Annotated in this window: 21 protein-coding genes; all 21 read right to left on the reverse strand. The window is 41.7% G+C overall.

Annotated elements, in window-relative coordinates; all coding sequences use genetic code 11:
- Window positions 1-241: 241 nt before the first annotated feature.
- The 21 genes from HMPREF9625_RS04290 to HMPREF9625_RS04390 all read right to left on the reverse strand — a co-directional run bounded on the left by HMPREF9625_RS04290 (window position 242) and on the right by HMPREF9625_RS04390 (window position 22,661).
- The gene (locus HMPREF9625_RS04290) at window positions 242-661 is read right to left on the reverse strand and encodes a hypothetical protein (RefSeq protein WP_009535768.1); all 420 of its coding nucleotides are present in this window, start codon (window positions 659-661) and stop codon (window positions 242-244) included.
- A gap of 69 nt (window positions 662-730) precedes the next feature.
- Window positions 731-1,156: a hypothetical protein gene (locus HMPREF9625_RS04295; protein ID WP_009535769.1), complete on the reverse strand. Its 426-nt coding sequence runs from the start codon at window positions 1,154-1,156 to the stop codon at window positions 731-733.
- A 5-nt stretch (window positions 1,157-1,161) separates the two neighbouring features.
- Entirely contained in the window at window positions 1,162-2,166 is a 1,005-nt protein-coding gene (locus tag HMPREF9625_RS04300; RefSeq protein ID WP_009535770.1) for a GHMP family kinase ATP-binding protein, read from the reverse strand.
- A gap of 104 nt (window positions 2,167-2,270) precedes the next feature.
- Window positions 2,271-3,338, reverse strand: coding sequence for a Gfo/Idh/MocA family protein (locus tag HMPREF9625_RS04305; protein ID WP_009535771.1), 1,068 nt, complete (start codon window positions 3,336-3,338; stop codon window positions 2,271-2,273).
- Between the two features lie 43 nt (window positions 3,339-3,381).
- Entirely contained in the window at window positions 3,382-4,608 is a 1,227-nt protein-coding gene (locus HMPREF9625_RS04310; protein WP_009535772.1) for an ROK family protein, read from the reverse strand.
- 79 nt (window positions 4,609-4,687) lie between these two features.
- A complete protein-coding gene (locus tag HMPREF9625_RS04315; RefSeq protein ID WP_009535773.1) occupies window positions 4,688-5,512 on the reverse strand; it encodes a sugar phosphate isomerase/epimerase family protein in 825 nt (274 codons plus the stop codon).
- A 10-nt stretch (window positions 5,513-5,522) separates the two neighbouring features.
- A complete protein-coding gene (locus HMPREF9625_RS04320; RefSeq protein ID WP_009535774.1) occupies window positions 5,523-6,353 on the reverse strand; it encodes a carbohydrate ABC transporter permease in 831 nt (276 codons plus the stop codon).
- Window positions 6,350-7,234 carry a carbohydrate ABC transporter permease gene (locus HMPREF9625_RS04325; RefSeq protein ID WP_009535775.1) on the reverse strand — a complete coding sequence of 295 codons (885 nt, stop codon included), beginning with the start codon at window positions 7,232-7,234 and terminating at the stop codon, window positions 6,350-6,352. The genes HMPREF9625_RS04320 and HMPREF9625_RS04325 overlap by 4 nt, the downstream gene beginning before the upstream one ends.
- 152 nt (window positions 7,235-7,386) lie before the next feature.
- On the reverse strand, window positions 7,387-8,694 hold the full coding sequence (locus tag HMPREF9625_RS04330) for an ABC transporter substrate-binding protein (RefSeq protein WP_009535776.1): 1,308 nt from the start codon (window positions 8,692-8,694) through the stop codon (window positions 7,387-7,389).
- Between the two features lie 58 nt (window positions 8,695-8,752).
- Window positions 8,753-9,763: a Gfo/Idh/MocA family protein gene (locus tag HMPREF9625_RS04335; RefSeq protein WP_009535777.1), complete on the reverse strand. Its 1,011-nt coding sequence runs from the start codon at window positions 9,761-9,763 to the stop codon at window positions 8,753-8,755.
- Between the two features lie 261 nt (window positions 9,764-10,024).
- Window positions 10,025-10,852, reverse strand: coding sequence for a sugar phosphate isomerase/epimerase family protein (locus tag HMPREF9625_RS04340; RefSeq protein ID WP_009535778.1), 828 nt, complete (start codon window positions 10,850-10,852; stop codon window positions 10,025-10,027).
- 505 nt (window positions 10,853-11,357) lie between these two features.
- Entirely contained in the window at window positions 11,358-13,334 is a 1,977-nt protein-coding gene (locus HMPREF9625_RS04345; protein ID WP_009535779.1) for a polysaccharide biosynthesis protein, read from the reverse strand.
- 28 nt (window positions 13,335-13,362) lie between these two features.
- On the reverse strand, window positions 13,363-13,866 hold the full coding sequence (locus tag HMPREF9625_RS04350; RefSeq protein ID WP_009535780.1) for a hypothetical protein: 504 nt from the start codon (window positions 13,864-13,866) through the stop codon (window positions 13,363-13,365).
- Window positions 13,867-14,034: 168 nt separating this feature from the next.
- Window positions 14,035-16,668 (reverse strand): pyruvate, phosphate dikinase, encoded by a 2,634-nt coding sequence (ppdK, locus tag HMPREF9625_RS04355; protein ID WP_009535781.1) that lies wholly within the window; start codon window positions 16,666-16,668, stop codon window positions 14,035-14,037.
- Between the two features lie 196 nt (window positions 16,669-16,864).
- A complete protein-coding gene (locus HMPREF9625_RS04360; RefSeq protein ID WP_009535782.1) occupies window positions 16,865-17,566 on the reverse strand; it encodes a response regulator transcription factor in 702 nt (233 codons plus the stop codon).
- Between the two features lie 50 nt (window positions 17,567-17,616).
- Complete coding sequence (locus HMPREF9625_RS04365) at window positions 17,617-18,666, reverse strand: sensor histidine kinase (RefSeq protein ID WP_009535783.1); 1,050 nt, start codon at window positions 18,664-18,666, stop codon at window positions 17,617-17,619.
- A 72-nt stretch (window positions 18,667-18,738) separates the two neighbouring features.
- Entirely contained in the window at window positions 18,739-19,860 is a 1,122-nt protein-coding gene (glf, locus tag HMPREF9625_RS04370) for a UDP-galactopyranose mutase (protein ID WP_009535784.1), read from the reverse strand.
- A 236-nt stretch (window positions 19,861-20,096) separates the two neighbouring features.
- Window positions 20,097-20,540 (reverse strand): MarR family winged helix-turn-helix transcriptional regulator, encoded by a 444-nt coding sequence (locus tag HMPREF9625_RS04375; RefSeq protein ID WP_009535785.1) that lies wholly within the window; start codon window positions 20,538-20,540, stop codon window positions 20,097-20,099.
- A 69-nt stretch (window positions 20,541-20,609) separates the two neighbouring features.
- The gene (locus tag HMPREF9625_RS04380; protein WP_009535786.1) at window positions 20,610-21,524 is read right to left on the reverse strand and encodes an NAD(P)/FAD-dependent oxidoreductase; all 915 of its coding nucleotides are present in this window, start codon (window positions 21,522-21,524) and stop codon (window positions 20,610-20,612) included.
- 82 nt (window positions 21,525-21,606) lie between these two features.
- On the reverse strand, window positions 21,607-21,915 hold the full coding sequence (trxA, locus tag HMPREF9625_RS04385; protein WP_009535787.1) for a thioredoxin: 309 nt from the start codon (window positions 21,913-21,915) through the stop codon (window positions 21,607-21,609).
- Between the two features lie 203 nt (window positions 21,916-22,118).
- The gene (locus HMPREF9625_RS04390; protein ID WP_009535788.1) at window positions 22,119-22,661 is read right to left on the reverse strand and encodes a regulatory protein RecX; all 543 of its coding nucleotides are present in this window, start codon (window positions 22,659-22,661) and stop codon (window positions 22,119-22,121) included.
- Between the last annotated feature and the right edge of the window lie 32 nt (window positions 22,662-22,693).

Raw genomic sequence — 22,693 nt, forward strand, 5'->3', positions numbered from 1 at the left:
CGCAGATTTTGCGAGCGATACTTGTTAAGAATACGAAAAGCATCCTCCTATTCATGAATAGGCTGATGCTTTTTTAATTCCATTAGCCCGGATAGTCCAAACAAATATACAGTTAGTTTAAACTATTTTTTCAGGCTGTATTATGACAGAGGAAAGAAAACTTGTCAATTATATTTTGTATAATGTTAATCTATTTTAATTATTCCATTCAAAACTGTGCAGAGCGGTAATTCTTGAGCCCTTATCCCCACTCTCGCACTCCCACTCGATGCTTTTTAAGAGCTTTTTTCAATTCCTCGAGCTTCTGAAGTTCCTTCTTATTCGTACCGATCATAAAGACTTTTGCGATTCCCTTCTTTCGCCGGATTTTTACGATATAGCGTCTGCCGCCTCTCCCGGAGGCATAGCTGATGTGCACCGCTGCCATTTCCGAGAACGGCACTACGCGTCTTCCTATACAGTAAAATGCAGCATGAATATAAAGAGTATCTCCCACAATATGAAACGGTTCCCAAAACTCCCCGCCGGTCCGGAGAATAGATATTCTGCGGAACAGCCAAAAGGCGCAGACTGCCGCCAAGAGATAATGAAACGGATTTAAAAGCGGATTCATCAACCACTCTTGCAGGGAAATTGAAAACTTTTCCAGCATCTCCGTCATCTCTTCCTGCCTTTCTTCTCAGAAGGGACATTCTTTTTCAAAAAATACATAGATAAAAGAACATGCATCTTAATATCCCCATTTTCTTACGGCAATCCTGTGCTGAAAAAGTGCACGCTCCAAGTCTTTGAGCTGCCTCTTTCCTTTCTCATCTGCAGAAATAACAAAGCGCTTATTCAGACCTTTTTCTCTATGAATCTGCACGGTAAACCTTGCGCCCCCTTTTCCTCTGACATAATCAATATCTACCGTTCTCATCTCCGAGAAAGGAACATCCCGCCTTCCTATACAGAAAAGCCCGGCATGAATATATAAGGTATCCCCCGTAATATGATAACTATCCCAAAAATGCCCGCCGGTTTTCAGAATCGAAAATCTTCGGTAAAGACAAAGTAGCTGAAGAAATAGAAAAACCCCAAAGAGTAGGGGAAAAAAGGAATCCCCCGCCCTGGATTGTAAACCGGTTTGCAGATAAGACAACCACTCACTCAGCATTCTTTTTACCCTTTCTTTTCAAAGGTCTCCGGAGAATAGTAAACCACCTGTGTTCCTCCGTTTTCAAAGGAGAAAGGAATATAGAGGAGATCCCGCATGGCCTCCATTACACCCTGCTGCTTTTCTTTCTCCACATAAAAAAGCAGGAAACCGCCTCCGCCCGCACCAAGAAGCTTTCCACCAAGTGCGCCAGCACGAAGTCCCATTTCATAGAGGAGATCAATGCTGTCGGTACTGATACTCTTTGCCGTCTTTCGCTTTAATTCCCAAGTACTGTGCAATAGCCTTCCGAAATCATCCAAATCTCTCCCCTTAGAGCAAAGGATATCCGCGCCCTCATCCACAAGGGCTCTCATCTCTCGAAGAAGCGCATTCTTGTCTTCCGGGGAACTGCTTTGATTCGCTTTCTGAATTTCGGAAGAAAAACGGGTAAAGCCGGTAAAGAAAAGCATCAGATTTTCATTTAAACGCTGCTTCCTTTCCGGAGAAATAAGAATTGGACTGACCCGATAGCCTTCCTCTGAAAAATCAATACGGTTCAACCCTCCAAAAGATGCCGCAATCTGATCCTGCCAGCCACCGGCTTCCTTGCAAAGAACTCTTTCCAAGTGAATTGCCTGATCTGCCAAAGTCTTTTTATCCACGTATTTTCCTTTTAAGGCATGAAAGGCATGGAGCATCCCCACCGCAAAGGAAGAGCTCGTTCCAAGTCCCGAGCGTGCCGGCAAATCCGCCTCATACATCAGACGAATCTCCTGCATATCGAGCATACGCATGGCTTCCCTGATTGCGGGATGCTGAATCTCCTCCAAACTGTTAACACGCTCCGTCTTGGAATAGGAAAGCTCGGTACTGTACTGAAAAAACGGAGGAAGATGGCGAACATTGACATAGCAGTATTTGTCAAAGCTGGTGGACAGTACTGCACCGCCATATTCCTTAAAATACTCTTCCATATCCGTTCCGCCGCCAAAAAAAGACATACGGAAAGGGGTCTTTGTAATAATCAAAGCATTTTCCTCCTATGATTTCGAATCCATGAATAAGACGAAATAAGCGCCTAAACACTGAGCATTATAGGAGATATGCCGCTTTCACACAAGCAAAGTTTTCCTTAATAAAAGAGAATTTTTCTCATTTCTTCCTTAGTAAGCGTCTCATCTTTAAAGGGCAAAGTAATTCGCTTTTTATATTTTGCAGATAGATAAATAGCCTTTACCAACTCTAGAGTTTTTCTGCCTTCTACTCCATCCACCAGAGGTTTTTTTCCTTCTATAACCGAAGCATAAAAATCTTCCAACTGCATAAGATGAGTCGTCCCCCAGTAATCTTTCCCCACGGTAACACTCGGCTTTACTTCTCGAAATTCTTCATAGTCTTTTCCCAAAAAAGAATATCCCATGTCCTGAATCAAGCCGAATCGTCCTTTTTCTCCGCAAAACTCAATCTGAATCGGAGTGTCAAAGCCATTTGTATTAGTAGCATAAAGATGGTATTTTACTCCATTTTTAAACATAATAAAGGCTTCTGCCGTATCCTCCACAGATAATTTGGGATGGCTACGATTGAAAATAGAAGCCTCAACCCAATCCACATCTGTAGACAAAATATAGCGAACTCTATCAATACTATGAATTGCTTGGTCTATGATTGTTCCTCCGCCCTCGTATTCCCATGTTCCCTTCCAATCACTCTCCTCATAATAAGAATCCGGTCTATCCCATGTTAAAATAGAGCTGACCGTCTTGATTCTCCCGTAAATACCGTCTTCAAATCGTTTCTTCAAAGTAGAAACCGATTGGTTAAATCTGGTTTGAAAAATACAGCCCAATATTTTTCCCGTTCTCTTTTCTGTCTTTATCATCTCATCTGCTTCGTCTAAACTCATTGCAAGCGGCTTCTCTGTAAGCACATTTTTTCCATGTTCCATTGCCGCTACACTATAAGGCTTATGTAGAAAATGAGGAAGGCAAAGATGGATTACATCTAAGTCCTCATCCAAAATATCTTCAAACGTAGCTGTATATCGGGATGAAAAGTCTGCCGCAAATTTCTTCGCTTTTTCTATATCCTTATCTACAGCATATTCCACTGTTATTTTATCCGAAAGTTTATGAAACACATCACGATAACACTCCGAAATCCTCCCGCAACCGACAATTCCGATTTTTAATTTCTTCATTTTGCCCCTTTCTATTCCAATCTTTCTTTTAACCAAAAACAAACTAACCTAAATGTATCCCCTGTATACCCCTACTAGTAAAATGATAATATCTTGAAAATAAGTAGTCTGCACAGGCAATCTGAATCTCTTCCTCTCTCTCCTTTCTGTAGTTTAAATGCAAATCCTGCATAATATAAGTAAATCCAATTCGATTGATTTCTTTTTTTAATTCTTTTAAAAAATCCTCCCCCCATAAATAAAAGAATCCCCCTAAAAGAATTAAATCTGGAAAGACCATTGTAGATGCATTACATATAGCCAAAGACAAGTCATGTATATATTTCTCTTTTATTTCCGTAAAAAAATCTCCATCTAACGCTTTCCTTTCAAATACCCATTGAAAATATTTTCCTTCTCCTAAAGCATAATCATTTTTTTCTCCAATATAACTTTGGATTTTTTCTCTTAAGGTAATTTCTCCTATTTCTGCTTCTAAACATCCTCTAGATCCACAGCTACATTTCTTTCCCCCAGGGCAAACAATACAATGTCCAAATTGAGTCAATTTTCCTCCCGCATCTCCGAACAGTTGACCTTTCATAAAATATGCCGCCCCAATACCGCTCGATAAATTTATGTAAAGAAAATTTTTATCCTGCAGTCCAAGTTGATTCATCGCGGCAAATCCTAAAATCGCATTATCGTTAAAGAGGGCTATAGCATCTTCTCCTGCATTTTCTATATCAGAAACAATCCGCTTTCCCATATCTTCATTAATCCCCAAAGGGTGTGAAAGAATACCTTTTCGGTGCAAATCCACAATGCCCGGTAACATAACTGAAGTCCCAATATAATGGTGATTTTTTTCAAGTTCTTTTCTTAAGGCACGGATAATCGCTATTGAGCGCTTACCATAATCAGAAACCGATAAAACAGAAAAATGAGAACTGTATAATACTCTTTTCTCTGCAGCCCACTCTTGACACATACTTACTACACTTGCTTCAATTCCTGTCGCCTTCCAAAAAAGTACTATACAAAAAAAACAGCGAAAGTCTGTTTTTATCAGTATTGGATTTCTTCCCACACAGCCATCTTCTTCTTTTTTTCCGTCCTCAAAAAGAGCTCCTATGGAGATGAGTTCATCCACCAAGGAGGAGCTTGAAGGCCTGCTCAACTCCAAAGCCTTTGCAACTTTTGCCCTAGAGACATTGGAGTTATGCAGCACATATTCATAAACATTTTTTAAATTTCGTTCTCGTATATCGATTTGTTTGATTTGTCTCATCCCATCGACCTTTAACCTAACAACACGTAGAAGAGTATAAATTTTGACTTTACTATATCTTTTTTCAACTCTATTATTTCTAGTTCATTAAGCCTTCAAGATACTGCTTCGCATAAAGAATATCTCTAATTTGCTCTTCTCCGGATATCTCCCTTTCAATTGTAATATCTCCCTGATAACCTACATCTTGAAGCTTTTTTAAAAAGAGAGGATAATTCACCTTTCCATCTCCAATCCTAGTTTCCTTTCCCAGCGCTTTAGGAGAAGTAGGATAAAGGCCATCCTTCCCGTGAACTCCGCGTATCTTACTACCGAAAATCTCCACTGCATCTACAGGGTTCGCTTTACCATATAATAAGAGATTCGCGGGATCTAAATTTACTCCCAAAAAATCCGATTCTATATCCTCTATCATTCTCATAAGTGTTATAGGTGTCTCCTGTCCTGTTTCAAAAAGAAAATACTGCTGATTTGCTTCACACACCTTCATTAAATCCTTTAAGACCGCAAGAGTCCCTGTATACTGCGGATCATTCTGGTTTTCCGGCAGAAAACCTACATGCGTGACCAAGTCAGAAACACCTAAATCTTTAGCGAAGAAAGAACCTTCCTTTAAGCTTATTAATCTCTCCATCCTAAATGTCTCCGGAACTAAACCCAAGGTAATTGGTCCTTCTGTAAAATTCCAAAATGTAGGTCCTTCCCATCCACACCAAAAGGCAGTAACATGCACTTTTAGTGCTTCTGTCACCTCTTTTATTTTTTTTGCATTTTTCTCAGAATTAAAAAACTTTCTATCCCACGACACCACTTGGCAACTGTAAAGACCAAGATCAACTAAATTTTTAAACTCTTTTTCAATATCCGAGCTACAATTTAAGCGAACAACACATCCGATATTCATGATTTATCTCCTATCCTTTTACAGCTCCTGCTGTTATTCCTGTTACTATATACTTTTGCATAATTAAGAAAAAAAGCAAGCTTGGAATGATACTCATCATCGTACCAGGTAAAGCATGAGACCAGTCTGTACTTTGAACAGAGAAAAACATATATAAGGCATTCTGGATATTCATAGAACTCATCTTTGTTCCAACAATTAACTGATTCGTAATAACATCATTCCAAGTAGAAAGAGCGTCCAAGACCAATACCGTCGTTAGTATGGGCCGCAAAAGAGGCAAAATAATATAGAAGTAGCATTGATAAATATTCGCCCCATCAATATACGCACTTTCTTCCAAAGTCAAAGGAATTGTATTGATATAATTATAGATAATATAAACTGCCAAGGGTAATAACAAGCCCACAGTCACTGAAATATATCCTATACGAGTTCCTATGAGGCGAAAACCTCCTAGAAATTTGGTCAAAGAAATCATATAGGTCTGAAATGGTACCATAATCGGAAGGAGAAGTAGCATAAGGCTAATTTTAGAAAGGAACATATGCTTTCTTCTTGCCAAAAAGTAGGACGCCATCGGCGCTAAAAGTAAAACCATTGCCGTTGTAATCACAGTATAAAAAACCGTATTCTTCAAGAGCAAAGGAAAATTAAACTTGTTCCAAGTCGCAAAATAGTATTGCAAGGTCCATTCTTTAGGAAGCTCCAAAAAATGGTTAATAATCTCTGCATCTCCCTTAAAAGAATTCATAAAGATAAAGATAAGAGGCATAAGCCAAAAGAGAGATAAAAAAATAGTGATAACGAAAATCCCTTTACTAAGAATTGCCTTTTTCACATCTCCACCTCCCATTTTTTTCTAAGTCGGAACAGGGCAACAGTAATACAAAGTACAACCATTACAAAGAAAAGTGATTTTGCAGTTGCAAGACCGTAATGGTTTGCACTAAAAGCCTCCTTATAAATGTTAAAAGAAACTGTATTTGTACTATTCACCGGCCCACCTTGAGTGAAAACCATAATAATATCAAATAGCTTTAATCCGAACATCATAGATAAGAGAATACAAATAGAGAGGGAGGGGATCATTAGGGGTAGCATCACTTTCATAAAGCATTGCTTACTGCTTGCCCCATCAATTACAGCCGCTTCCACAAGCTCTCTTGGAATTGTAATAATACCCGCAATATAGTTCACCATATAGAAACCGATATTCTGCCAGATGGTCATTACTAAAATGATAATAAAAGTAAGTTTCGGTCTTCCCAACCAGCTATAATGAAAGAATGGAATACCGGTAATATCATAAAATCCGGAAAACACAGGTCCCAATATAAACTGCCAAACCAAACTTATTGCTGTAAGAGATATAATGTGAGGAACATAATACAAGGTCCTTCCCACCTTACTTGTAAAAGTATTTTTCCATAATTGGAGTGCCACAAAAAGAGATAAAATATTCACGAGAATAACATAGAAAAAAGTATAACGCATGGTAAAAAGAAAGCTCTTCCAAAACACTTTATCATGAAATACTTTCGCAAAATTCTGCAAGCCCACAAAAGTTGCTGACTTGGAGATTCCATTCCATTCAAACAAGGAATACACCATATTTAAAACGAATGGTATATCCGTAGCCAGTAGCACAAAAAACAGTGCCGGAAGAACAAAGAGTATAAAATGGATATATTGCCTCCGACCTCGATGTATGCTTCCCATACCTTCTCCTTTCTCCGGATCCTATATATAAACATCTATCCCTATTTTGATTAGGAACCGGAGCACAGCCCAAGACTGGCCCCGGTTCTTAATCAAATGAATTCTTAATTTATTGAAATGTATATTAACTCCATAGATCCAGCCTTAAGCTTTTATTGCAAATTTTTAAAGTAATCCTCAAAGCCTTGCGTTACTTCATCTTTTGTATACTCTCCAAGAATATAACCCTGAATCAATGGCCCTACTGTATCAGAGTAGGTCGTATCACAAATGGTATGAATCCATCCATTAGTCTTTCCAGCCTTTATGTATTTCTGAGCATCCTGCGGAAGATCACCAGAAGGTTGTAAATCAGAAGTCGTACTTGCAGGAACGGCATCAACGCCCTCTGTCATCCACTTTGCGCCGTCTTCACTACAGAGAACATATTCGCAATATTCCTTTGCAAGATCTAGATTTGGAGAATCCTTATAAACTTGAAATACCCAACCTACAGAAGATAAGATTGTATTATCTGCTTCAGTACTGCCAACCGGAACAGGAAGGAATGCCAGCTTAGTATCCGGTCCCATCTTTGTAAAATTAGCCTGTGCCCAGTCTCCCATATGAAGCATTGCCGCTTCTCCTGTAGCTACTGCATTTTCAGCAGGCTCCCAACCAGTCTCCACAGCCTTATCCCCATCATACTCTTTAACCAAATCTAAAAGTTTAAAGAAGTTATCCCAGTGTGGAAGATCTTTAAAGGTTTTTTCCCCGCTCTTCAAAGCCTTTACTGTACCTTCTGCATCCAAAGTCTTATCCATAATAAAGTGGGTTGCCATCTGTCCCAGTGCCCACTTTTCCTTTCCTGCAATGGAAAGAGGCTTTACTCCATTCTCCTGAAGCTTCTTGCAAACTTCCCCTAATTCTTCAACAGAATTGGGAAGTGTTGTTATGCCCGCCTTATCAAAAACATCCTTATTATAAATAAGAGCCATAGTCTCATAAGTCCAAGGCAAACCGTAGATTGCACCATCTTCAGTCTTAGTAAGGTTTAAAGCATCCTCTTTGAACTTCGCCAGTATCTCTGCATCCTTCGACCAGTCATAAGAGTACTCGTAGTAAAGCTGAGCGCCTGCTCCTGGCTCATTTAAGAAAATATCAGGGATATCTCCAGAATTAAATCTAGACTGTAAAAGAGTATTACTATCATTTGCAGCATGCTGAATTTCCACCTTTACACCCGGGTGATTCTCCTCAAATTTTTTAATTACTTCATCATAGGCTTCAATTCCATATGCCATGGAATCATAAACTTTTAAGACTATTTCCTGTCCATCCTTTTTTTCCTCCGCTTTTTCTGTCTCCTTAGAGACAGTCGTCCCCGCCTGATTCTCCTTCTCTTCCGCCTTCTGCCCGCAAGAGCAAAGAAGCATAGCAGAAAGACTCACCGCCATCATTACTGCCATCATTTTTTTCATACACTTTCTCCTTTACTTAAATATTTTCCTACACAGACCTTATCTCTAAGGTCTGCTTTTAACTTTGCTTTGTTTGTTCCCAAAGTTCTACCCCAAGTCTTACCGACTCAATAGCATCTTGCAGAGATACCGGTTTTTCCTCATCTTTCCCCAGCAGGTAAGAAATAAACTTCCGATCTTCAATCAAGTAGGCTCCCAAGCTCTTGATGTTGATTTCACTCTGAATCTCTATCTCATCTCCAGCAGTCCTTACCTTCTCCTGCTTTCCATCTGCACATAGAAAAATATGCTCTTTATCAATCGCAGAATTATATTGTATAGTCGCCTTTTCAAAATCCGCACGATAGTTTGCTTGGAATGGATAGGAATCGGAATGATACCAACTAGCCTCACTTAATACTTCCAAATCAGAATACTTGGCCTTAGTCAAAACATGATTCACCATTCCGCTTTCAAACTTCGTAAAATGAATAACTTCAGCTTTTAATGGCTCACCTAAAACAAATCTCATAAAATCCAAATCATGGATATGTAAATCCAAAATAACACTCCCGGATTTTTTCTCGTCGTGGAACCAATCTTCATAGCCCCAACCCACATCCCCAGAAAGCCTTTCAAAGGATAAATCTAGAAGCTTGCCATATTTTCCCGATTCAATACATGACTTCAAAAATCGATATTCAGGCATATGTCTTACCACTTGTCCAATACATATAGGTTTTGTATAGTCTTTCTCCATAGCTACAAGTGCATCGCAATCCTTTAGGGATAAGCATACCGGTTTTTCACAAAAAATAGAAAGCTTCTTCTCCATCGCTTTCTTCATTAGTGAAAAATGTTCATAGCTTGGCGCAATGATAAATACTGTATCTAAATTCTCCTTTTCCAAGAGTTCTATTCCATCTGTGTATATTTGGGCATCAGGAAAAATTTTTTCCGCCATCTCTTGACGTTCTTTTCGTTTATCCGCAATTGCAGACACGAAAATATCTTCTTTACTAGCAATTTCTTGTAAACAGAGCAAATGGGTATATCCCATTCCTCCTACACCGATAAAGCCAATCCTCATGGAACCCTCCTTATCTTTCTATAAAAATTAACACGAGCAATTTCGAATTATTATATATAACTATTGTATTCATAATTGTAATGTCACTTTACAAATAAATCTATTCATAGTTTTTATGATATTTTATCATATTTTTTGTGCATTATGCATAATTCGTCCTAATGTCATATCTTTAGCTATTAAAAAAGAAGAGACAAAAGTCTCTTCTTTTTGAAAACAATACTATCTTCTGCACCACCTCTATGCATCGCATTGATGAGTCTACATTTTTTCCAACAGTCCCTGAAGAAATTGCTTAGTATACAGAATATCTCTTATCTTTTCAGCGGTAATTTCTTTTTCTATTGTGATATCCCCCTGATATCCTACTTCCTGCAGCTTCTTCAAAAACAAAGGATAGTTCACTCTTCCGTCACCGATTCTGACTTCTTCTCCCGGCTCCTGTCCGGAAGTCGGATAGAAGCCGTCCTTTCCGTGTACACCGCGGATTTTGCTTCCAAACATTTCTACTGCATCAATCGGATTGGCCTTGCCATATCGGAGAAGGTTTGCAGGATCGAGATTAACACCAAGGAATTCCGATCCGACATCTTCCATTGCTCTCAAAAGGGTAGCCGGTGTCTCCAGCCCTGTTTCGAATAGAAAATACTGCTGGTTGGCTTCACAGACCTTCATCAATTCCTTCAGCGCTAAAATTGTGCCTGCATACTTTGGATCTTTAGGATCTTCCGGTAAAAATCCCACATGGGTAGCCAAATCGGAAACTCCAATATCCTTAGCAAAGAAAGATCCTTCCTTTAAGCTTATGAGTCTCTCCATCCTATACGCTTCCGGAACCAATCCCATAGTCATCGGTCCCTCGAAGAAATTGGAAAACTTCGGACCTTCCCATCCACACCAAAAAGCACTAATCTGCACATTTAAAGCTGCAGTCACCTCTTTCACTTTCTGTGCATTCTTTTCTGAATTGTAAAACTTTCTGTCCCATGAAATAAGCTGACAACTATGAAGACCCAGTCTTACCAGATTTTTCAGCTCTTTTTCAATGTCCGAATCATTCCCCAAGCGAACCACACAAGCAATGTTCATTTATTTTCCTCCTAAATAGCATATACATCACGCAAGCAGTAATAATTCTTTCTCTATTGTAATGTCGCACAAAAAACTATTCCACATACAATTTTTATGCTGTTTAATAAATATTTTTCGATGATTTCCTCAATATATCTTATAAAATCATCACGGAATAAGACCTCCGAGCTTTGACATCCGGACAGCTTCTTTTTACTTAAATAGACACTCCTCTCGTCTAAAATATTCCACATATAGCAAATCGACTAGTTTTTTTATTTTATAACCTTTTTTAATTAAAAAAAGGGGCTGTAAAAAAAATCAAAATAATAAAGTGATTTTTGCAATATAGGTCTGAATGCGGGGTAGTCTGAGCCCGTCGGTACTTGCGAAAAACAAGAGAAATGCAGTTTTTCGCTTAGTATCCGTTACGTGGCGAAGCTAGCGAGAGCGTGCCCAAGTTCAGACCTATATTGCTTAGAAAATTATTTTGATTTTTTTTACAGCCCCTCCGGGTGTTGCTCTAGTGAATTTCTGCCGGATGATAGGTCTCCACAATTTCCTGTACCATTTCCCGGACATCCGCATCCTTGTTTTTATAGGCACACTGCATGAGTCCGTCTATCTTTTTCAAAAACGCATCAATATCGAAATGCAAGGGTTTACCAATATGAATACGGCTGTTTTCCGTTTCTTCCAGCCCCTCTTCCGCCATAAGCTTTTCCTCGTACAGTTTTTCTCCGGGGCGAAGTCCGGTGTATTGAATCTTGATATCCATATCCGGCTTAAAACCGGAAAGACGAATAAGATTCCGAGCTAAAGTATCAATCTTTACCGGAGACCCCATATCCAGGACAAAGATTTCTCCTCCCTTTGCAAAACTTCCCGCTTCCAGTACAAGGCTTACCGCCTCCGGAATAGTCATAAAGTAACGGATGATATCCGGATGGGTTACTGTAACAGGACCACCCTTTTCGATTTGCTTTTTAAAAATAGGGATTACAGAGCCATTGGATCCCAAAACATTTCCAAAGCGAACCGCAACAAACTCCGTATGAATATTGTGGAATACAGTTCCATCTCCGGCCTTATCCGCATTTTCCATTCCCTTATGGGTATAAAGTTGTGGAATCTCTTCCGCCTTTCCTGCTTTTATTTTGGCATCAAAAGCTTGGATAATCATTTCGCAAAGACGTTTGCTTGCACCCATGATATTGGCGGGATTGACCGCCTTATCGGTGGAAATCAGCACAAAGCGCTGACAGCCGTGCGTCAGTGCGGCATATGCCGTTTTATAAGTCCCCAATGCATTATTCTTAATGCTCTCACAAGGGCTTTCTTCCATCAAAGGAACATGCTTATGTGCGGCTGCATGATAAACAATATCCGGGCGATAATCCTCAAAAACCTGAAACATACGACGGGAATCTCTGACCGAACCGATTAATACCGTAAGACGCAGATTGGGATATTTCTCTTTCAGCTCCAACTGAATACTGTAAGCATTGTTTTCATAGATATCAAAGATAATCAGTTCCTTCGGGTTATGCGCCGCTATCTGCCTGCAAAGCTCCGATCCGATGCTTCCGCCTCCACCGGTAACCAGTACGGTTTTCCCGTTGATAAAACGAAAAACATCCTCCAAGTCAACACGAATAGGGTCTCTTCCCAATAGATCTTCTACAGAGACATTTCTCATCGCGGAAACTGTTACTTCTCCAAGAACCAACTGGTACATGCCGGGGAGGTTTTTCAGTTCACAACTGGTTTCATTACAGATATTCAAAATATCACGGCGCTGTTCTGCCGTGGCAGAAGGAATTGCCAAAAAAATCTTATCGACAGCAAACTTTTCAACTGCTTCCAAGATACTTTCTCTTCCTCCTACAACAGGAATATTGTCAATCAGTCTTCCCCACTTGTTTTGGTTATCGTCGATAATACATACCACGTCGCCCCCCACTTCACCGGCACGATGAATGTCACGAACCAGCATCTGTCCTGCTGCCCCTGCCCCAATCACCATAATACGCGACTGTATTCTCTTGGAATTGATTTTCCGAATCAGAAGAATAAAGCGATAGGAAAAGCGAATCCCCAGAACCGCAAAATACTGAAGCAATGCTCCGATAAAATAATAGGAAACCGGCATTCTGCGAAAAAGTATGGTAATTCCTACTATGTGGAAGAGGGAGCTGACCATGGTTGCCAAACTGACTCGAAGCAGCTCCGAGTAACTGGCAAACCGCCATATACTCTTATATAATTTCAAATACCAAAAAACTGCCAAAGAAAAGAGGACGTAAATGGGGAGAAATCTCCTCCAAGCTTCTATATATGGAGGATCAATCATCGAGAACCGCAGATCAAAGCGTAACCACAAGGCAATAAGATAAGAAATCCCCAGTGCCAAGGCATCGTAAATCATAAGTCCGAAGGCCACAATATGCCAGTGTTCTAATCGAAATCCGTCCTTCTTTTTTTTCAATTCTTTTTCCATGAATACTCAGTCACTCCATGTTGTTGATTTATGCTTTAAAAGGAAATTTCTCTCCGGGACTTACCGTAACATCCTCTACCGTTTCCTCTCCCTTTGTAATGATATAATGTACGGCATACTTCCGGAAAAAGCTGCCATATTCCGTATCCGTGGACTTGGTATAACGGAAGTCCTGAATGAAAGCTTCATTTGCAATATTTTTCATCAGTTCATCCATAAAGACAGCCAGGGCTTCCTGACTTACATTATCAACAATCTCCACCTGGACCTCCACGGTCTTTGATGCATTATCTCCGGAAATGTTTAAGTTCTTTACAAAAGGATAATCCTTCGGATTCATCTCATCCAAAACATCATCATGAATCTGGTCAAAATCCATAGGAATATCCACATCTGCCGCCGCAGTCGTCATAACCGGAGTTTCCTTGGTTCCATATGTCGGCTTACAGGAAGAGAGAGTCAAAAGAGTAAGACCCGACACTACAATATAAATCCCGACTTTGTGCAAACCATTCTTTTTTTCTCTGTTCATTTTTATCCACCTGTCCTTGTCATTTAAGCTTGTGAGCCCCAATCCTTCATTTCATAACGGCTATTATACCATGCTTCTCCCGTATTTCTAGGAAAAACTGTCAAAGAAAAGGAGCCGTGAGGTTCCACGACTCCTTCAAACTCAACTCCCTCTAACCGGGTAATTCTATTACTTTCTCGGATTCTTAATCTCAGCCTGTGCTGCAGCAAGACGTGCTACCGGCACACGGAATGGAGAGCAAGATACATAGTCTAAGCCGATATTATGGCAGAACTCAACGGAAGACGGATCTCCACCGTGCTCACCGCAGATTCCTACATGTAAGTGAGGATTAACCGGCTTTCCTAAGTCGATAGCCATCTTCATCAGCTTTCCTACACCGACCTGATCCAGCTTGGCAAACGGATCGGACTCGAAAATCTTACTATCATAGTAAGCATTCAAGAACTTTCCTGCATCATCTCTGGAGAAACCGAAAGTCATCTGTGTTAAGTCATTGGTTCCAAAGCAGAAGAAGTCTGCATTCTTTGCAATCTCATCCGCGGTGAGACAAGCTCTCGGAATCTCAATCATGGTACCTACCTGGTAAGCAAGCTTCACGCCGGCCTTCTTGATTTCCTCATCAGCAGTCTCAACAACGACCTTCTTAACAACGTTGAACTCTTTTACTTCGGAAGTAAGCGGAATCATGATTTCCGGCTCAAGCTTCCAATCCGGATGCTTCTTCTGTACGTTGATTGCCGCACGGATAACAGCCTTTGTCTGCATAACGGCAATCTCCGGATAAGTTACAGCAAGACGCAGTCCTCTATGTCCCATCATCGGGTTGAACTCATGTAAGGAAGTGATGATATCCTTGATTTCCTGAACGGACTTATTCTTTGCCTTAGCCAGCTTCTCAATCTCCTCTTCCTCCTGCGGTACGAACTCATGGAGAGGCGGATCTAAGAAACGAATGGTAACGGGATTCCCCTCAAGAGCTTCATAAAGAGCCTCGAAGTCACCTTGCTGGAAAGGAAGAATCTTCTCTAAAGCTTCTTCTCTCTCTTCCTTTGTATCGGAAACAATCATCTCACGGAAAGCGAAGATTCTCTCCGGATCGAAGAACATGTGCTCTGTACGGCAAAGACCGATTCCTTCAGCACCAAGCTCCCTTGCCTTCTTTGCATCGGCAGGAGTATCGGCATTGGTACGAACAGCAAGCTTTCTGTACTTATCAGCCCATCCCATGATACGACCGAACTCACCGGCGATGCTTGCATCTACTGTCGGAATAAGTCCCTCGTATACATTTCCTGTAGTTCCGTCGATGGAAATGCAGTCTCCCTCATGGAAGGTCTTTCCGCCGAGAGTGAACTTCTTGTTTGCCTCGTCCATAACGATATCGCCAAGACCGGCAACACAGCAAGTTCCCATTCCACGAGCAACTACGGCTGCATGAGAAGTCATACCGCCACGAACGGTTAAGATACCCTGTGCCACCTTCATTCCGGTGATATCCTCCGGAGAAGTCTCTAAACGTACTAAAACCACCTTTTCGCCACGAGCTGCCCAAGCTTCAGCATCGTCTGCGGAGAATACCACCTTACCGCAAGCAGCTCCGGGAGATGCACCGAGTCCCTTTCCAAGCGGAGTGGCAGCCTTCAACGCCTTCTGATCAAACTGCGGGTGAAGAAGGGTATCCAGGTTACGAGGATCGATCATGGCAACTGCCTCTTCCTCGGTACGCATTCCTTCATCTACTAAATCACACGCAATCTTAAGTGCTGCCTGTGCGGTTCTCTTACCGTTTCTGGTCTGGAGCATGTAAAGCTTTCCGTGCTCAACGGTGAACTCCATATCCTGCATATCTCTGTAGTGCTTCTCCAGAGTACTGCATACCTCTGTAAACTGCTTAAATGCCTCCGGGAACTTCTGCTCCATCTCATTGATGTGCATCGGTGTACGAACACCGGCTACTACGTCTTCTCCCTGTGCATTGGTTAAGAACTCACCGAAAAGTCCCTTGTTTCCGGTTGCCGGATCTCTTGTGAAAGCCACACCGGTTCCGCAATCGTCACCCATGTTACCGAATGCCATGGACTGTACGTTTACGGCTGTACCCCAAGAATAGGGGATGTCGTTGTCTCTACGATAAACGTTTGCACGGGGGTTATCCCAGCTGCGGAATACCGCCTTGATAGCACCGAAAAGCTGTTCCTTCGGATCGCTCGGGAAATCCTTACCGATCTTCTCCTTATACTCTGCCTTAAACTGCTCTGCAAGCTCATGAAGGTCTTCTGCGGAAAGCTCAACGTCCTGCTTAACGCCCTTTTTCTCCTTCATCTTGTCGATGAGTTCCTCGAAATATTTCTTTCCAACCTCCATAACAACGTCGGAGTACATCTGGATAAATCTTCTGTAGCAGTCCCAAGCCCATCTGGGATTTCCGGACTTCTCTGCGATAACTCTTACTACATCTTCATTCAAACCAAGGTTTAAGATCGTGTCCATCATACCCGGCATAGAAGCTCTTGCACCGGAACGAACGGATACAAGAAGAGGATTCTCATGGTCTCCAAACTTCTTTCCCGTAATTTCTTCCATCTTCTTGATATGCTCTTCAATCTGTCCCATGATTTCCGCATTGATTTCTCTGCCGTCCTCATAGTACTGTGTACAAGCCTCTGTTGTGATTGTGAAGCCCTGCGGAACCGGTAAACCGATATTGGTCATCTCCGCAAGGTTTGCTCCCTTACCGCCAAGAAGCTCTCTCATACTTGCGTCACCCTCCGTGAAGAGGTAAACCCACTTTCTTGCCATCTTTAACCTCCTTATATGTCTCTCTTACAAATGAATGTAAAGAAGATAAGTTTGAATGCTGTACATGATGTACATTTTCCTGTTTGAAACCCGTGCTTTCCCTAAATATAGGCAAATACGCACTAAGCGGAATTATATACGACAGGGCATTTTAAGTAAAGGGACGAATGGGATAAATCCGGATTTTTTCATATTTCTATGCCTTAAATCGATAGCCTACGCCCCAGATTGTTTCAATGTACTGCGGTTTTACCGCATTACTCATTTCAATCTTCTCACGAAGCTTTTTGATATGCACCGTCACCGTCGCAATATCCCCGATTGAGTCCATCTTCCAGATCTCTTGGAAAAGCTCTTCTTTTGTAAATACCCGGTTCGGATGCGCTGCAAGAAAGGCCAAAAGGTCAAATTCACGGGAGGTAAAACTGACTTCCTTGCCGTCTACAAAAACCCTCCTTGCCGTTGTATCGATACGCAGTCCGCGTATCTCTATGATTTCATTTTCTTCTTTTCCGCTGTCTCTAAGTCTCTTATAGCGGGATAGATGCGCCTTCACCCTCGCCACCAGTTCACTTGCTGAAAAAGGCTTGGTCAAATAATCATCCGCCCCAAGTCCAAGTCCTCGAATCTTATCGATATCATCCTTTCTGGCTGAAACCAAAAGAATAGGGATATCTTTTTTTGCTCGAAGCTCCTGTGTAACGGAAAAACCGTCCCTACCGGGAAGCATAAGATCCAAAATCAGAAGATCGTAGTCCGTGCTAAGAGCCCGTTGCAGCCCCTTTTCCCCGTCCTTTTCCATATCCACTAAAAAGCCGGAAAGCTCCAGATAGTCCTTCTCCAGTTCTGCAATAGAGGCATCATCCTCCACGATTAAAATTCTCTGTTTCTCATCCATATATTTCCCCTTCCTTTGGCGAAAGAAATGATTCTCCGAATCAAACTCTGCTATGACTTCGTACCACTCTCCATAAAGTATTTTCTGAGCACAAAATGAATGCTTGTTCCTTCTCCCAACTCACTTTCGGCCCAGATACGTCCCCCGCTGTCCTCTATAATCTTTTTTACAATGGATAAGCCTATGCCGGAGCCCCCTGTTTCCGTTCCTCTTGCTGTGTCCGAGCGAAAAAACCGTTCAAAGATATACGGTAAATCCTTTTTTTCTATTCCCTTTCCATTGTCTTTTATAACAATTTCGACAAAATCACCTGCATCCAAAAGACTGAACTGAATCTTCGGCTCTTCTTTATCCATATATTTTACGGCATTGGAGACAATATTGTTTAAAACCTTCCGTAACTGCTCCGGATCCGCAATGACCTCCACCGTGTCTTCCACAAAAAAATCGGTACCGAACTGAAAGCCCAGACTGTCCAAATCAACTGCAATTTCCACACTATAGTCCTGAAAATATTCCAGTGCGGGCAGACGTACAAAATGATAGGGAATCCTGTTGGTTTCTATCTTCGCATAATAGTTTAACTCATCAATCAGGCGATTCATCTCCACTGCCTTATGATAAATCGTTTGCAGATACTTCCGTCTTTTTTCTTCTGTAGAAGCAACGCCTTCCAATATCCCCTCTGCATAACCTCGAATTGCCGTAATCGGAGTCTTTAAATCATGTGCAATATTACTGACCAACTCTCGATTTTCCTCTTCATCCCGCATCTTCTCTTCCTGATTCTGCTTCAGCTTGATACGCATTTTTTCAAAAGCTTGCGTCAACTCCCCGAATTCGTCATGCGTCTCCGCTTCCAGGGTAAAGTTCAGGTCTCCGCCTTCGATTCGTCTGGCGGCATTTTTTAAAGTATCAATCGGCTTAACTATTCCGTTATAAATCCAAGCCACAAGAAAAATACCGGCAATCACAAGAATAAATATATTTTGCTCCATTGTCGTAAGACCTTGTGTGGAGAGGAAAAAGAGGAAAATGGGCAAAAGTGTACTGACACAGAAGCTGACCGCAACTCTTCCCATTAAGCCAAGACTTTTCATCTCCCCTCCTTTCAGCACCATTACGAAATGCCCGTTTTATTGAACCCCTCCGTTTTATCGGATTCCTCCATTTCATCCTAGTATTTTTTCAGAAAACTCGAGTGCTGCAGCAATCACCGCGTCCATATCGTAATACTTATACTCACCGAGTCGCCCCCCGAAAAGCAGCTTCTCCTCTTTCTTCGAAAGCGCTTGGTATTGTTCATAAAGAGCCTGGTTTTTCTCATCATTAACCGGATAATAGGGTTCATCCCCCTTCTTCCACTCTGCACTGTATTCCTTGGAGATGATGGTTGTCGGAATATCCTTTCCCTCTCGGTCCTTTCCGAAGGTAAACCACTTATGCTCGATAATTCTCGTATATGGACTCTCTTCATCCGTATAGTTTACGGCTGCATTTCCCTGAAAGTTCGGAATCGAAAGCTCTTCTACCTCGAAACGAACCTTTCTATACTCCAGCTCCCCAAGACAGTAGTCATAATAGGCATCGATTGCTCCTGTGAAAATGACCTTCTTTGCCCTACTCATCCACTCTGCCTTTTTTTTCAGAAAATCCACCGAAAGCTCTACCGGAACCCCTTCCAGCATCCTCTCTACCATGGCGGTATAACCCTCTACAGGAATTCCCTGATAGAGCGCATTAAAATAATTGTTGTCATAGCTGAGACGCACCGGAAGACGGCGAATGATAGAAGCCGGTAAGTCCTTGCAGGCTCTTCCCCACTGCTTTTTCGTGTACCCCTTAATCAACTTCTCGTAAATCTCTTTTCCGACAAGAGAAATCGCCTGCTCTTCCAGATTTTTCGGTTCTGTAATGCCAGCCTCCCGCCTTTCCGCTTCAATCTTTTCTGCGGCTTCCTCCGGTGTAATGACTCCCCACATTGCATTAAAGGTATACATGTTGAAAGGAAGCGAATAGATTTTTCCCTTGTAATTGGCTATTGGGGAATTCGTAAAACGGTTGAATTCCGCAAACTGCTGTAAATAATTCCAAACCTTCGTATTGTTTGTATGGAAAATATGCGCTCCGTAATGGTGAACCATAATCCCATTTTTCTCATAGGAATATACATTGCCTCCGATGTGGTCCCGCTTGTCGATGACGAGGACCTTCTTTCCTCTCTGCTTCGCCTCATGTGCGAATACGGCGCCGAAAAGTCCTGCCCCTACTACAAGGTAATCCAAATCTTCCATACTCTACTCCTCTTCTATGTATCGACAATCTTTCAGACTATTTTAACAAATTTTCACTCTTTATTATAGCTGTCTACGTATTTTAACCGAGAAAATCTTTACTCTATTCATACTCCGCCGTCTAGCAGAATGGGTCCGAAATGGAGACACAATCATAGTACCTCTTTTTCAGACCCATCCTACATAAAAGCTATTCATAAACTCGCTTTTTCGCAGCTTCTTATCTCTCCCTGAAGCTAATCCTTCTGTTCGATAGCATCCAGCGTCCTGCTTAAAAGCTTCTTCATAACCAGCATTTCTTCATCACTTAACGGAATACAGGCACGCATACCCACCGGAACCGACTTCGCAGTCTCCCGCAACTTCTCTCCCTCTTCTGTAATACGTACACAAAGCGCTCTTTCGTCTTCCTGATAACGGGAACGGCTAATCAAGCCCTTCTGTTCCAATCTCTTAAGGAGCGGAGTAAGCGTACCGGAGTCCAAATATAAGACCTCACCCAAATCCTTTACTCTTACTTCCTTCTTTTCCCACATCACCATCATGGTAATATACTGCGTATATGTCAAACCCAAGGGATCCAGAAAAGGCTTATACCTTCTGGTTACTTCCTTGGCACATGCATAAAGAGGAAAGCAAAGCTGATTCTCCAATCTTAACGCCTCATATTCTCCCTGCATTATTCTTTCCTTCCCTTGTTATAAAATGGGGCAATATTGCTCATTCCGATTCAATCAACCCTTAACTACTTACAATTCATGTTCGTGAATGTAATTCACTGCGGCCAATGCCGCAACCGCTCCATCAGAAGCTGCTGTTGTTAACTGACGTACTTCCTTGGTTCGGCAATCACCCGCTGTAAAGATTCCCGCCGTTCTCGTTAAGGTATTCTCCCCCGCAGAAACATAACCTTTACTGTCTAAATCCACAAGTCCCGCAAAAGCCCCGTTGTCCGGAACCTGTCCGATAGCAACAAAAAGTCCGTCCAATTGAATGTCTCTTTCGCCGCCTTCCTTATCCGCCACTACAATTCCGGTAAGGCCGCTCTCGTCGCTCTTTAATTCTTTAATGGTGGAGTTTAAAACCAATTCCACATTGGGCTGTGCTATCAGGCGATCCACCTCAGCCTTATCTGCCCTGAATTCCTCTCTTCTATGAATCAGATACACTTTCTCTACATAACCGGAAAGGAAAGCAGCATCTTCCACCGCCGTATTTCCACCGCCGTTTACCGCAACGACCTTTCCTCTATAAAACATCCCGTCACAGGTTGCACAATAAGAAACGCCCTTCCCTACAAGCTCTTCTTCCTTATCTATTCCCAAGGTCCTGTTTTTTGCTCCTGTAGCTATAATAACTGTTTTTGCCTGATATACATTGTTTTTCGTTTCTACGACTTTGTACTTTCCATCCTCTTTAATGGCGACTGCCTTCTCAATCCGTATATCCGCCCCCAGATCCTTCGCCTGCTTATATAGATTTGTAGCAAATTCAAAACCGGAAATCTTCTGTATAGCAGGATAGTTCTCTATCTCAGGAGTATTGATAATCTGTCCGCCATAAGTGGAGGCCTCCAAAACCAGAACGGATTTTCCTGCACGAAGTCCATAGATTGCTGCGGAAAGCCCTGCAGTTCCTGCTCCGATAATAACTAAATCAAACATATTTTCTCCCTCTTCGAAACAAAGTCTATCTCGCAAAAAAGGACGGCCATAGCCGCCCTTTTTGTGCCTTCGACTATAGCCCTTATTTTAAAAGTTCTAAAACCTGTTCCTTTGGAAGGAAGCCGGTGTTCTGCTTATATATCTGACCGTCCTTAAATACGATGAGAGTCGGGATGGCACGCACGCCATAGCGAACCATAAGTTCCTGCTCCTCATCCGCATTAACTGCATAAACTTTAAAGTCCTTTGCCTCTTCCGCAATCTCTCCGATAATCGGGGAAAGCATCTGGCAAGGTCCACACCAGCTAGCCCAAAAATCCACCAAAACCGGCTCCTTTGCCTTCAAAACCTTCTCTTCAAAATCCTTTGCTGTAACACTTGGTGCTGACATAACTTAACCTCCTCTATCAATCAAAACGAATCGGGCTTTGCAAAAAGAATCTTATCATCCTTTTTCCATCACCTTCATTGCCCTTGGCAAATCCTGTGATACCCTGTTTGCCCTTTACAAAAGCGAAATCTATGTGAACTGCAAGATTTCTCTTGGAATCAAAACAATTGTATACAATCAAATTGATTATGTCAACACTTTTCCTATAACTCTTCCTCCAAGCTTAAGGCCTCCCGAATCAAGTCATAAGAAAAGCCCTTTCTCATAAGAAAAGCATAGAGTTTCTTTTTATCTTTCGGATCTGTAAGGTCTAAAGACTTTTTTTTCTTTTCCAAGCAATTTAGGAGAGCCACCCTTTCCGGATTGTTCTCTTCTTCTCTCTGCTTTTCCTGAAAGGCTTCTATCGCTTCTGCCAAAGACGCAGAATCCACCCCTCGTTGGAAGAGCTTTGCCTTCATATCGCGAAGGGAACGCTTTCCACCGTTTTCTTCCAGATAACGAAGAGCATATTGATAATCATTCAGATATTCATATTCCTTTAAAAAAGCCATTGTTTTTGCAATAATCTCTTCCGGATACCGCCGGGACTTTTCTAACTTTTCTCTGAGGCGCCTCTCCGTTTTCGCTGTCCCTGTAAGAAGATAGAGACTGCGTTCCTTACATCTTTGCAAAAGCTTTTCTTCCGAAGAGAGGGAAGCTCTGTCCAAAGGATTATGTACTTCTATGCTTGCTTCCCATTCCTTCATTGACTTTTACTCCTTCTCTGATAGAAAAAAGC

This window comes from Oribacterium parvum ACB1 (genome assembly GCF_000238055.2).
Taxonomy (GTDB): domain Bacteria; phylum Bacillota; class Clostridia; order Lachnospirales; family Lachnospiraceae; genus Oribacterium; species Oribacterium parvum.

Bases quoted from the DNA above. Each gene is read 5' to 3' on its own strand.
- HMPREF9625_RS04290 (WP_009535768.1), bottom strand. From the start codon at position 661: ATGACGGAGATGCTGGAAAAGTTTTCAATTTCCCTGCAAGAGTGGTTG.
- HMPREF9625_RS04295 (WP_009535769.1), bottom strand. From the start codon at position 1,156: ATGCTGAGTGAGTGGTTGTCTTATCTGCAAACCGGTTTACAATCCAGG.
- HMPREF9625_RS04305 (WP_009535771.1), bottom strand. From the start codon at position 3,338: ATGAAGAAATTAAAAATCGGAATTGTCGGTTGCGGGAGGATTTCGGAG.
- HMPREF9625_RS04310 (WP_009535772.1), bottom strand. From the start codon at position 4,608: ATGAGACAAATCAAACAAATCGATATACGAGAACGAAATTTAAAAAAT.
- HMPREF9625_RS04315 (WP_009535773.1), bottom strand. From the start codon at position 5,512: ATGAATATCGGATGTGTTGTTCGCTTAAATTGTAGCTCGGATATTGAA.
- HMPREF9625_RS04325 (WP_009535775.1), bottom strand. From the start codon at position 7,234: ATGGGAAGCATACATCGAGGTCGGAGGCAATATATCCATTTTATACTC.
- HMPREF9625_RS04330 (WP_009535776.1), bottom strand. From the start codon at position 8,694: ATGAAAAAAATGATGGCAGTAATGATGGCGGTGAGTCTTTCTGCTATG.
- HMPREF9625_RS04335 (WP_009535777.1), bottom strand. From the start codon at position 9,763: ATGAGGATTGGCTTTATCGGTGTAGGAGGAATGGGATATACCCATTTG.
- HMPREF9625_RS04340 (WP_009535778.1), bottom strand. From the start codon at position 10,852: ATGAACATTGCTTGTGTGGTTCGCTTGGGGAATGATTCGGACATTGAA.
- HMPREF9625_RS04345 (WP_009535779.1), bottom strand. From the start codon at position 13,334: ATGGAAAAAGAATTGAAAAAAAAGAAGGACGGATTTCGATTAGAACAC.
- HMPREF9625_RS04350 (WP_009535780.1), bottom strand. From the start codon at position 13,866: ATGAACAGAGAAAAAAAGAATGGTTTGCACAAAGTCGGGATTTATATT.
- ppdK (WP_009535781.1), bottom strand. From the start codon at position 16,668: ATGGCAAGAAAGTGGGTTTACCTCTTCACGGAGGGTGACGCAAGTATG.
- HMPREF9625_RS04360 (WP_009535782.1), bottom strand. From the start codon at position 17,566: ATGGATGAGAAACAGAGAATTTTAATCGTGGAGGATGATGCCTCTATT.
- HMPREF9625_RS04365 (WP_009535783.1), bottom strand. From the start codon at position 18,666: ATGAAAAGTCTTGGCTTAATGGGAAGAGTTGCGGTCAGCTTCTGTGTC.
- glf (WP_009535784.1), bottom strand. From the start codon at position 19,860: ATGGAAGATTTGGATTACCTTGTAGTAGGGGCAGGACTTTTCGGCGCC.
- HMPREF9625_RS04375 (WP_009535785.1), bottom strand. From the start codon at position 20,540: ATGCAGGGAGAATATGAGGCGTTAAGATTGGAGAATCAGCTTTGCTTT.
- HMPREF9625_RS04380 (WP_009535786.1), bottom strand. From the start codon at position 21,524: ATGTTTGATTTAGTTATTATCGGAGCAGGAACTGCAGGGCTTTCCGCA.
- trxA (WP_009535787.1), bottom strand. From the start codon at position 21,915: ATGTCAGCACCAAGTGTTACAGCAAAGGATTTTGAAGAGAAGGTTTTG.
- HMPREF9625_RS04390 (WP_009535788.1), bottom strand. From the start codon at position 22,661: ATGAAGGAATGGGAAGCAAGCATAGAAGTACATAATCCTTTGGACAGA.